Genomic DNA, 11,735 nt, shown 5'->3' with positions numbered 1-11,735 from the left:
AAAAGGTGCAATTTATTCCACCAAAGAGAACAGGTTGTCGGGCCAAATCCCTACGATCGTCACAAACCTAATACTTTGGCTAGTCAAATCATTTTTGCAATTTATTTGACGGCCATTTTCCGCAACCGTTAAACCTTAGTACTAATCTTTCAGGGTTCCTCATACCCCCCTAGCACAATACGTTTGGTAGGCGGGGAAAGGTTTCTCGGTTATTGGCTGGGCCGCTTACGGTTGACGCGGAGGCTGAGCAGGCCTAGATGCTGCACCAGGTATCCGCCGCCTAACCGCCCCAAAGGCATGCTGCGCAGAATAGGCAATCTCAGACATGAGCTCGTCAATCTTGTTGCGGAAAATTGCGAATGCTCCTAAAGAGGGAATCGCGATTATCAAACCAGCAACGGTCGTGACCAACGCGGAATAGATCCCCGACGCTAAATCGGCTGCGCCAGCCGAACCTGCCGAAATGGCGACCTCGCGAAAGGCAAGAATCATCCCCGAAACCGTTCCGAGCAAGCCAAGCATGGGTGCCAAATTCCCGATCACCGATAAATACTCGAGCTTGCGATACAAACGGGCTGCTTGTTCGGCCGCCGAATCCTCCAACGCCTTCTCAACAGCCGGCCAACCAAATTCGACTTCCGCAATTCCACTGACAATCACAAAAGACAGCGGGCACGGACGCTCGCGACAGACTTGGTCGGCTTCCTTTAGCTTTCCCTGGGCTAGAAGGGTTCGAACGCTCTCGACCAAATCGCTCGGGACCAAGTCTGCTTTACGAAGCCCCATAGCCTGATCAAAAACCAAATATGCCGCCAGGACCGACAAAATGATCAACGTACTCATGATCAGCAGCCCCAACACACCACCGCTAAAGATGACTCCCCAAACGGATTCGGAAGCCTGTGTCGTATCCGCATCACCGGCCAACGTTGGACCTTGAGCAACCAACATGGTCGTTAGCCCCAAGCTAACGACGAGCATCACCGCAAGCCGTACCAACCCCAGAACATCTGTCCGTCGACGAAATCGAAACGGCCTTGCTTCAACTTGTGAGTCTACTTCGGTGTTCATTCCACAGTCTTCCGTGCAAGCGTTTCGATCTGGCGAACCATGTCTTCCTGATTCCTGCTCCGCAGCAGATCGATCGCTGACTTGCGGGCTCGATTTGCTAAAGAGCTTTGCTCGGAGTGAATCGTAACCACCCGTAACCATTCTTGCAGCGCCAAATCCGATGCGTTCCCCTTGCTACAACGTTCGGCAATGAGCAAGGATGGGCCGGCTTGAGCCGGTAAAAAGATGGCGTCGCGCAACCTGCGAGACTCTTCCAACTGGCGTTCCACAAATACAGTGGGAGGCACGGTACGCCAAAGCTGCGCGGTAGCATACTGCTTGACCAAAGCATGCTTAGAATCTCGACTCAGTCTCCTCAATGCCGCGATTGCCTCTCCACGCAACTCTCCGTCCAGCAGCCAACTCGCTCCTAACAGTTGAACCAGTTCATTCTGATCGCCGAGCCAGTTGGCTGCGTTGGTCCTGATTCGATCTCGATCCCGTACCTCCGCCACACTGTCAAACCACGGCAATGGAATGGTCGCTGCAAGCAAATCGGGTGGCGACTCTTTAGCTAGCGAAAGAAAGAGAGTGCAAGCCGTTTCCCATCGCTCCAGCGATTTGCAGCTTTCCACTAGCATCGCCAGAATCAACTTCTGCTCCCACCGGGCTAGCTTTACCCCTTCGGCCCTCGAGCCGACCACTTTTGGAGCCGCAGCCAGCACCTCCTGGAACCGCCCCGCCAGAAAATCAGACTGCAAATCTGCCACCTCTGGGTAGCGAAACTTGTGCGAGATTCGCAACACATACCTTGTGATGATCGATGTCGGTTCGTCAGCGTTGGCTCGAAGTATCGTGATTTTCTCGTCGTTCCAGTCGAGAACAATTCCCTCGTCTTCGATGGCTGGAAAAATGGCCCAGACTCCTAAATCGGTCCGTTCCCTGGTGGCAAATTGAAAGACCGCCGGTCCACCGAAGGTTTCCAACGCTTTGCGATAGGTCGCCGTAGCCTCGGGTGCTTTTGCCCCGTCGGCAATTGCTCTGCCAGGTGTTTGTTCCTGAGACGCGGCCCGATTGGTCGTCCAAGCTACCAAAACAAGGCAGATGGCCAGGAACCACAACGGAAAAAAGATTGAAGAAACCAAGCTCATCCTCGGTTTACGCAACGACCAAACTAGAAAACAATACGACACAGTGACGACACCTAGGACGCTGGCGAAAAATCCTGACCCATTCTGCCATCCATTCCTAAACCCTAGACTAACCCATTCGCCGGTAATTCGATACTCCCCATGGCAAAACTGCAGCTCGTATCATTTCCTCATCCCGTGCTTAGGCATAAATCCAAACCGATCGTCCGAGTCGATGCGGAATTGCATGATTTGGTCAACCAAATGTTCGAGATCATGTACGATTTTCGAGGCGTTGGGCTCGCCGCCAATCAAGTTGCCTTGCCTATTCGATTGTTTGTCGCGAACCCGTCGGGAGATCGCAAGGAAAAAGAGCAAGAAATGGTCTTCATCAACCCCGTGGTCAACAAGCCAAAAGGGACGGTCGAGGCCGAAGAGGGCTGCTTGTCTCTCCCCGGAATCAATGCCAACATTATTCGAAGCAAATCCCTCGAGGTTAATGCCTACGATCTCCAGGGAAACGAAATCGCAGGGGTCGTCGATGGCTTCTTGGCGAGAATCATACAACACGAACTCGACCACCTCGATGGTGTCTTGTTCATCGACCGCCTTACCGAAGAGGGACAACGGCCCCTTCAAGATGATCTCTCAAAACTCTCGCGACGATTTGACGAGGGCCGTAGCGAGGGCTCCATCCCCAGCGACGATAAACTCGCAGAAGAGATTAGCACCTGGGAAAAGAAATACTGTTAACGACAGTTTTCACAAACCACCGTCAACGTCAAGCAACACTGATGACCGCACCAATGCAAGATGGCAGATCTTGGAATGGTGCTACAATGACACCGAAATTCCCTTCCCGCTTTTAAGATTATCATGGACCATTTTGCCTATCGGAATCGAAACCTGTTTTGTGAAGATGTCTCGGTTGCTGAGATCGCCGAAACCTACGGGACCCCTGTCTACGTCTACAGTGAGGCGACTCTGCTACGACACTTAAAGGAACTGCAAACCGCGTTCGCCGAGGTTAACCCCATCATTTGTTACAGCGTCAAAGCCAATGGGAACTTGAGCATCGCCAAGCTGATGGCGGACCATGGAGCGGGTTTTGACGTTACTTCTGGTGGAGAGTTCTACCGTGCGATCAAAGCAGGAAATGCACAATCGAAGATTGTATTCGCTGGCGTTGGTAAAACCGATCGCGAGATTGAATTTGCCCTCAAGAACAATGTCTACCTCTTTGATGTAGAAAGCGAAGAAGAGTTGCATGCGATCGGTCGCGTTGCAGAAAGACTCGGAGTCGTCGCCAATGTCGCCCTCCGCGTTAACCCCGACTTACCCCCGAAAACGCACGTCAAAACAGACACCTCGGTGAAGGGAGTCAAGTTCGGACTGGATATAGAAACCGTCCTGGATGTTGCCAAAGGAGTCGTTGGTCACAACCATTTGTGCGTTGCTGGTCTGCACATGCATTTAGGTTCGCCAATTCTCAGTACCGAACCATACCGACAAGGCTGCGAGAAAGCTGTTCGGCTCATCTCGGAACTCAGATCCCAAGGACATAAAGTCTCCGTCCTCAACATGGGTGGCGGCTTTGGGATACATTACCGCAAACAAGAAGCTCTCGCCGCTGCTGAGTTTGCCAAGGTTATCATCCCTACGATAAAGGAAACGGGATGCCAACTCGTTCTCGAACCGGGGCGATTCATTGTCGGCAACGCGGGCATTTTAGTATCAAAGGTTTTGTACAACAAAGAAACAGGTGGCAAACGATATATCATTCAAGATGCCGCGATGAACGATTTGATTCGCCCGACTCTTTACGATTCCTTTCATCGGATTTGGCCGGTCGCCCCGTCTAGTTCGGTTCCCGAGTGCCCCGATGACTTCGAAGCAGACATCGCCGGAACATTGGTACAGGACGTCGTTGGACCAGTTTGTGAATCAGGTGACTTCTTGGCGAAGGCTAGAAACCTACCTGAAATGAAAGCGGGCGAACTCATGACAATCTTCAGCGCGGGTGCTTACGGTATGACCATGTCATCAAACTATAACGCTCGGTGTCGCGCCGCTGAGGTGCTCATCTCTGGCTCATCGCATCGTCTGATTCGGCGCCGCGAGACCTATGAAGATCTGGTGGCATGCGAGATGGAATGCTTGGTATAGAACGCAAGTCTAGCAACTTTGCTCTGGCGGATAGCTCACCCTGTATGACCGGCCGATCTTCTTCATACCGTAGGTGAAGAAGATCACGCGTCCGCCACCATCTAACGATATCACTTGGCAAAGCAAGCCAACAGTTTGCTTGTTCTTGCAGATGCTGAAGAAACGATTCATAAACACGGAGTCGTTCTGGGACATCGAGATAATCGGGGTGAGTAATCAACATAGCCATACCCGACAGCGATTTCAAACAAGATAGCTTATCTATCCAAACGCGTGCAGTCGTCTCACCTAACGAGATAAGTAAAGTGTGATCTTGTGGCAGGGTGTAAGGTAGCTCAACGAACTTGCCGACTATAAATGGCCACACGCTTCCTACACCGCCTGGCATCGCCTGAAAGGGATCGATGTCGAAGCAAGAACAGTCGTAAGCAATCTCTAATGCCTGCAACCATTTTAGATTGCGATGGACCATGGGTGCTCGAAATCCCACGCTCTCAAATCGTCGCAATGCATCGTTGATGGGTTTCGTCCGACGATCAAATGTTCGACGCGACTCAAATAATCTTCCATCGTGATTGTAACCATGAACGCCAATCTCATGCCCGCGAGCTTGCAAATCCCGGATCAGTCCTGGATCGATATCATACTTGTAAGGCACAAAATTCCACGCCGATCTCATCCCGTACTTCTCTTCGAGCGCAGCCAACCGATCAACTAGTTCGACTCCGTATTTCGTTTCGACATCATGAGTCAGGACGACCGCAAAGTGATAATCGTCTGGCCAAGGATGAATGGCATATCGCTGATTCCCATTTTCGATCGTTGCTCGAAACGCCTCTACGAATTCAGTCGGTAAATACCACCCATCTGGTGCTTCAATTCTTTGATTGCGTTCCCTCTGCAGTAGTTGACGCAAGGGTACCGGAATAAAGGGACGCAATCGGTAGTAGAGTTTGAATTTTGCCGAAAGCTTGGCATGGGCCATATCGCGCAAGAAGAAATCTCGCATCATCCGCCCCAGTTCACCGTCAAAGGCAAACCGTGTGGCAAGTTCGTCTAATTCCTGTGACTCGGCACGCCTAACTGTACTGTGGTTCATATTCGATTTGTTCGACGGCCTCTCGTGGTTGCGACACGATGGAGACGGCAGTTCTGGACGCTGCTTCCGCTAAACCTCGATCTATTTCGCGGCTTATGCATGTCGCAAGCTCTGCAACAAACGGCTTCACCATGATCCCAGCTGGATAAGACTTCATACGATAGTACTCGACTTCACGTCCTTCCACTTCTGTTCCCAAGTGACATTTGTAGTCACGTTGAGGCCGAAAATGAATCAGGCGGCCCGGATAGAACCTTGGAACATACTTCTCGGCGATTTGATCATGCTTTAGCCAGATATCAGCCATGTTCACCAAAGCCGCTGGTCTACGAGTCTTGTTCTTTGCGAAAAGATTGGACATGGAATCTCGCCAGACTTTCACTCGCCTTCTCGCGGTACTCCATTTGGAAGCCAGAAACTCCTTCTTGTTCGCCCAGTCCAGCAACAGGAAATTCCGAACGTGAAACTCGATCCGTTGCCGCTCATAGCTTACCTTGGTTAGGAAGCTTGGATTCGTTGAGGGAGCGGTTAGCCAGTTGTACGTTTCGATCATAGCAAGCATAGCTACTTGCTCTCCCTCATTAACCAGCTGACGGGCGATCTCGAGCGCTGTCGTTCCTCCTGAGCAATAGCCGGCGAGCAAGTAAGGACCTTTGGGTTGCACCTCGCGCATCTCGCGAATCATATTCGCGGCCAACTCCTCAAGGGTGTCCGGAATCGGTAGGCCTAGCACTCCTGGGGAATTCAGTCCGTATACTGGCTGGTCCTCTCCCAGATGATCTGACAGCTCGTGGTAAACAAGCGTTAATCCATCGGCTGCGGGAGTACAAAAAAGTGGAGTTCTCGACCCTTCGGGCTGAATCTCCACTAGGTTGGAGACCGTGTAGCTCTCGGCCTGCACCGCATGCATCAATTGATTGGCTACCGGAGCATTTGGTTGCGAACTAACGTGGGTCGGTGAGTTTTTTTTTTCGGCGAGCATAACCTCGGTTGGCCCGACAGCATCGGGAAAGAACCCACCCCGTCGGATCTCCAGGCAACTCTCTTGTACTCCGCGAATTACCTTCTCAACGTCTTCATCGGAGTGAGCTGTCGACAAGAAGCAATTATCACCCCATCCACGTGTGAAAATACCACGATCCAGCATGTGGAAGTACAACATATCGGCGTATTCGAGATCTGCTGGAAACATAAATCGGAACTGCGAAGCAAACTGCGCAACACGAATGGGGAACTGCTCTTGTTCGAAAAACGCGTTTAGAGTTTCTACCAGATAGGTGGTTCGGTCGGTCAATCGGCGTTGAAGCTCTGGACCTTCTTCCTTGACTTTTAGAAGAACCTGGTGGGCCGCGACGATCGCAAGAGGATGTCTTACAAAGGTTCCTGCAAAGAAAGTCATGTCAGCCTCGGGTTCTGAGTCGTCCTCATACTTCCACATGCCACCGTCGAGTGCATCCATATACTCTCGAGTACCGGCCAAAGCACCGATAGGCAACCCGCCACCGAGGATCTTTCCATAGGTCGACATGTCGGCCCACACTCCAAACCATTCCTGTGCACCACCTTGAGCGGCTCTAAAACCAGTGATCACTTCATCCATGATCATGGCGATGTTTTTATCTCGCGTGATTTGCCGGATCTCGTGCAAGAATTCTTTGGGTTGCAAAAAGGGATTGGCACTTTGAACTGGTTCGATCAACACTGCTGCAATTTCATCCGCTCGCTCTCGGATGACATCGAGCGCTTCTTGGGTTCCATAGTCAAGTACGATCGCATTATCGGCGAACGACTGAGGCACACCGGGGGCAGCTGGAGATGTCACCCTCTTTGTGCCAACTAAATTGGATCGCACGAGTACTTGGTCAAAGTTGCCGTGATAGTCCTTATTGAAGAAGACAAACTTGGACTTTCCGGTAACGGTCCGAGACAATCTCAGAGCTGCCATAACGGCTTCTGATCCGGTGCAGCAAAATGTTGCGCGATCCTTTCTAGCGAACTCGCACAGCAACTTGGCTACCTCGCCAGCGATGGGGCTCTGGGGGCCAACCTCCACGCCTCGATCGAGCTGCTCATGAAACGCCTTTGTCAGGAAGTCTGGCGATTGTCCAAACAGATTCAATCCGAATCCCATCGCAATGTCGACATATTCATTCCCATCGATATCCCAAAGCTTTGAGCCTTTGGATTTTTCGACCGCGATCTGATAAACCATCGATTTCCAGATTCTTCGGTAGCCCGCCACTCCGCGAGGATCTGCAAAGTGACTTCGATTGGCTTCCGCGAGAGCCCGTGACTTGGTCGTTCGTTTGACGTACCGATCCATGAAGTGCGAAAGATGCGTCTTTTGCTGATCGGTAAGGCTATTACCAGGGCCGCGTCGGACAGGTTTGTAGGGACCGAAGCGCTCGTGTTTGGTGACTGTGGGAGCCGAGTCTGTAGAAACAGCGGGAGCACTTGGCGAGGCGATTCTTGCCGGAGCGGTTGGAGCTCGCGTTGACAAAGCACTCGCGGCTGTCGACGCGGGCTGAGTCATCGCAAATGCTGCTGATTGCTGGCAGGGAGTATGCTTGTCTTGGCACAAAACATCGTCGCAGGTCGCGGGGACTGCGGGGACCATCTGAGGTGCGAGGGTTGGGACAGCGTAGGCCATTGGCTGATTACTCAGCAGTGACAAATGCTGCATCATCAGGGCGTTTTGCTGGAGAATGATTTGCTCGATTCCGCTGACTGTCCCATTCATGGGAACAACAGGAACTGGCATAGCGACCGGCATCGAGACCTGCATCGGCGCAACGTTTTGCATGGAAGTCGATGCAGGCTGGGACGATAAGACGGATGTCGCGGGGGCAGTCACCGGAACTGCCTGGATGCTGGGCGGCACACTCGCGACCGATGGCTTAGCCATAGTCTCTTGCGCTTCAGTTGTCGCTGCGTTCGAGGGGGGAGATGGTGGCTTTGGTGGGACTGGGGTAGAAGCGATCGGAGTCACCGGCGCAGGGGGAAGCAGGCTAACGATTTGGTCAAGTAACTTATCGACGCTGGTTACTTCCTCGATAAGCTGCCGGAAAGTTACCTTTACGCCGAAACGTTGCCGAAGTTCTTGACTAAATTGGATCAAGAACAACGAATCGAACCCGAGTTCCAGAAAGGTTGCGTCACGATCTAGGTTTTGTAGATCGTACCCCGTCCTCTGTCGAAGAAGTTCGGATAGCTCAGATTCAATTTTTGAGTAAATAGGGTTCTGCCGGTTCATATTTCGAATTGAGAGTTGGATTAGTCCCTTGGGAGGGATCTAGCTTTTTGCAGGAGAGCGATCTGGCGGCTCATCAACTCCATCTGCTGTTGAATCAAGTGATTTGGGGGTAGGAAACTTGTTTGATTCCCACTTTGTACCGGAGAGTGCTGTGGCCCGCTCGTATTTAGAAGCGGTTTCTGGCTCTCGATCGGTGGAGAGGAATTTATATCTAGCGATTCCGTTTTCTGAATACTTGCTGGAATAGCCTCTCTCTCTTGGCTTAATCCAGGTTCACCCTGGAATGTGTAGCGTTCTCGTTGGAAACGGTACGTGGGCAGGTGGACGCGTCGTCTTTGCTCCCCGCTATAGACTTCGCGCCAGTTTATCTTCACCCCGAAGTGCCAAAGTCGACTTAACGAACTTTTAGCGAACATCTCGTCAGACCCAATTTGCTTGGCTTGGGGGAGTGAGGAAACGATATTGTGGCGTGCTGCGTCGAGCGTCTGCTGTCGAGCCAGCGTGCTGAGCGCCTGATTAGGACCGACCTCCAACAGAATCAGAACCTCCTTATTGTTGTCCAAAATTGAAAAAACTCCATCCGAAAATCGAACAGGTTCACGAATTTGGCGAGCCCAATAGACCGGATCGGTAGCGGTCGAGTCGTCCATGGCCCTTGCCGTTACGGAAGATACGATTGGGATCTGAGGAGCAGTCAGATTGATTGCTCGCACGGCCCGCTCAAACTCATCGATCGCGGGATCCATCATGCGAGAATGAAATGCGTGGGATGTTCTCAGGCGACGCGAGGGAATATCCTCCCCGTATCTTCCGTTTTCTAGATCGTTCGCAAAAATATCTACACCTTCGGTCGGTCCTGAGACAACGCAGAATTGAGGTCCGTTGATCGCGGCGATTTCCAGAGATGCGGGAAGAAACTTGCGCAATTGAGACTCGTTCAATTGTACTGACAACATCGAACCGGAGGGAAGAGACTGCATCAACCGACCTCGCAAGGCAACTAGTTTTGCAGCATCCTCCAACGACATAACCCTAGAGACGGCCGCGGCCGCGAACTCGCCTACACTATGACCAATCAATACGTCTGGCTCGACTCCGAGTGATTGCCACCAACTCGCGAGAGAGTACGACACCATGAACAATGCTGGCTGTGCAATCTCGGTTTGATCCAGACACTCACCGCCCGCTTCTGAACTATAGACAACGTCAAGCAAGTTGACTCCAAGATGCTTTTGGAGTGCTTCTGCGCAACGATTCATGTTAGCAGCGAACACAGGCTCTAACCGATAAAGCTCTCGGGCCATATTCAAGTGCTGAGAGCCTTGCCCCGGGAACATCATCACGACTTTCGGATTCGAATCTCTCGTCTGTGACTGTACGGTCCGAGCCGAATTGCGATCTCGCAACAACGAAATGGCTTCTTCGAGACTCGATGCCACGAGACTCCGTTTGTATCGAAAAGTTTTGCGGCCAGTAAGGAGCGTGTAACTCACATCCGCCAGATTCAGGTTTGGGTTACTTTCTAGATGCCGAGCCAAATCCTCTGTCATCTCATCCACGGCTTTTTGTGATTGCGCGGACAACCGGATGATATGGCTCGAACGTGTTGATATCGGACTGCTAAAGACTGGTGCTTCCTCCACCACAAGATGCGCGTTCGTGCCACCCACACCAAAGGAACTAACCCCTGCTCTGCGAGGGAGAGAATCCGTTTGCCATGGTGTCAACTCCGTATTCACTATAAACGGACTGTTCGCAAAATCGATTCTTGGATTGGGGCCACGGAAATGCAGGATGGGTGGAATGAGTTGATTCTTTAAGGAAAAGCAGGTCTTGATCAAACTTGCAACTCCCGCAGCGACATCCAGATGCCCGACATTGGTCTTAAGTGAACCTAGGCGGCAGTATTGGGATTTTTCCGTAGTCTCGCGAAAAGCTTCTGTGAGGGCTTGAACCTCAATCGGATCACCAACCAATGTTCCTGTGCCGTGAGCTTCCACATAGCTAATCGAATCGGCCGTGATTCCTGCTCGTTGATGAGCTAATCGAATCGCACCAGATTGCCCCGAGACACTGGGTGCTGTGTAGCCATTCTTATCACCGCCATCGTTATTCACCCCCCAGCCCTTGATGAATGCGTAGATATCATCACCATCAGCGATTGCGTCCGAGAGTCGCTTTAGCACGACAGCTCCTACCCCATCGCCAAAAATCGTCCCCTTGGCATCAGCATCAAACGTCCGGCATGTACCATCCGGGGATAGGATCGAATCTTCTGTGTGAAGATATCCTTGCTCTTGAGGAAACGTAACGGTTACCCCACCCGCAAGAGCCATATCGCATGATCCTGCATGCAAGCTCTCGCAGGCTTGCGCGATGGCGACCAACGAAGTCGAGCACGCCGTCTGAACTGCGACCGAAGGGCCACGCAGATTTAGTTGGTATGCAACTCTGGTAGCAAGGTAATCCTTATCATTTGAGATCTCAGCGTTCAGTCCACCTCCAGGAAAGCAATCTGCAAGAGCTTGACGAAACTCAGGGTCCGCCGCAAGCCTCGTGAATATGTAGGTATTCATGTGACACCCTGCGAACACCCCCACTCGTCCCGGTGCGTCGTCCGGAATATAGCCGGCGTTCTCCATCGCGTGCCAACAAATCTCTAGAAACAAACGATGTTGAGGATCCAGATCGATTGCCTGCTTGGGGTAAATTCCAAAAAACTTCGCATCAAACCAGTCCCCATTCTTAACAACAGCAGATTTGCTGACGTAGTTTGGCTGACCGGGTAAGGAACTTTGTCGATTCCTCTTTGGGACATCCGTCACGCCACTCAGCCCAGCGACCAGGTTGTGCCAAAAATGCTCGGCACTCTCGGCTCCCGGAAAACGTCCAGCCAAGCCGATTACGGCGATACCGTGATGTGTGGCTCCATCAAAAAACTGGCAATTCGAACTCATAGTATCGATTCTAATTACAAAAAGTTGCAGGCAAACAGCCTATCCATTTGGATCTACAATAATTACGGTCTGGCACACGG

Annotated in this window: 7 protein-coding genes; 2 read left to right on the top strand and 5 right to left on the bottom strand. The window is 51.7% G+C overall.

Annotated features, from left to right (window positions below; all coding sequences use genetic code 11):
* Positions 1 to 225: 225 nt before the first annotated feature.
* Together SH449x_RS15945 and SH449x_RS15940 are read right to left on the bottom strand one after the other, a co-directional pair.
* A complete protein-coding gene (locus SH449x_RS15945; protein WP_482377067.1) occupies positions 226 to 1,071 on the bottom strand; it encodes a MotA/TolQ/ExbB proton channel family protein in 846 nt (281 codons plus the stop codon).
* Positions 1,068 to 2,195, bottom strand: coding sequence for a hypothetical protein (locus SH449x_RS15940; protein WP_482377066.1), 1,128 nt, complete (start codon positions 2,193 to 2,195; stop codon positions 1,068 to 1,070). The genes SH449x_RS15945 and SH449x_RS15940 overlap by 4 nt, the downstream gene beginning before the upstream one ends.
* Positions 2,196 to 2,342: 147 nt before the next feature.
* Here SH449x_RS15940 and def point away from each other — a divergent pair, with 147 nt between their 5' ends.
* Both def and lysA read left to right on the top strand, forming a co-directional pair.
* Positions 2,343 to 2,933 carry a peptide deformylase gene (gene def / locus SH449x_RS15935; protein ID WP_482377065.1) on the top strand — a complete coding sequence of 197 codons (591 nt, stop codon included), beginning with the start codon at positions 2,343 to 2,345 and terminating at the stop codon, positions 2,931 to 2,933.
* A 123-nt stretch (positions 2,934 to 3,056) separates the two neighbouring features.
* The gene (lysA, locus tag SH449x_RS15930; protein ID WP_482377064.1) at positions 3,057 to 4,346 is read left to right on the top strand and encodes a diaminopimelate decarboxylase; all 1,290 of its coding nucleotides are present in this window, start codon (positions 3,057 to 3,059) and stop codon (positions 4,344 to 4,346) included.
* Here lysA and SH449x_RS15925 read toward each other — a convergent pair.
* The 3 genes from SH449x_RS15925 to SH449x_RS15915 are packed head-to-tail and all read right to left on the bottom strand — an operon-like array spanning position 4,261 to position 11,655.
* Complete coding sequence (locus SH449x_RS15925) at positions 4,261 to 5,445, bottom strand: polysaccharide deacetylase family protein (RefSeq protein ID WP_482377063.1); 1,185 nt, start codon at positions 5,443 to 5,445, stop codon at positions 4,261 to 4,263. The genes lysA and SH449x_RS15925 overlap by 86 nt on opposite strands.
* The gene (locus SH449x_RS15920; RefSeq protein ID WP_482377062.1) at positions 5,426 to 8,698 is read right to left on the bottom strand and encodes an aminotransferase class III-fold pyridoxal phosphate-dependent enzyme; all 3,273 of its coding nucleotides are present in this window, start codon (positions 8,696 to 8,698) and stop codon (positions 5,426 to 5,428) included. The genes SH449x_RS15925 and SH449x_RS15920 overlap by 20 nt, the downstream gene beginning before the upstream one ends.
* A gap of 20 nt (positions 8,699 to 8,718) precedes the next feature.
* The gene (locus SH449x_RS15915) at positions 8,719 to 11,655 is read right to left on the bottom strand and encodes a type I polyketide synthase (RefSeq protein ID WP_482377061.1); all 2,937 of its coding nucleotides are present in this window, start codon (positions 11,653 to 11,655) and stop codon (positions 8,719 to 8,721) included.
* Between the last annotated feature and the right edge of the window lie 80 nt (positions 11,656 to 11,735).

This window comes from Brakhagea baltica (genome assembly GCF_052161605.1).
Taxonomy (GTDB): Bacteria; Planctomycetota; Planctomycetia; order Pirellulales; family Pirellulaceae; genus JBKCUI01.
The sequence above is the reverse complement of the archived record's forward strand: the minus strand, read 5'-3'. Positions and strand labels throughout refer to the sequence as shown.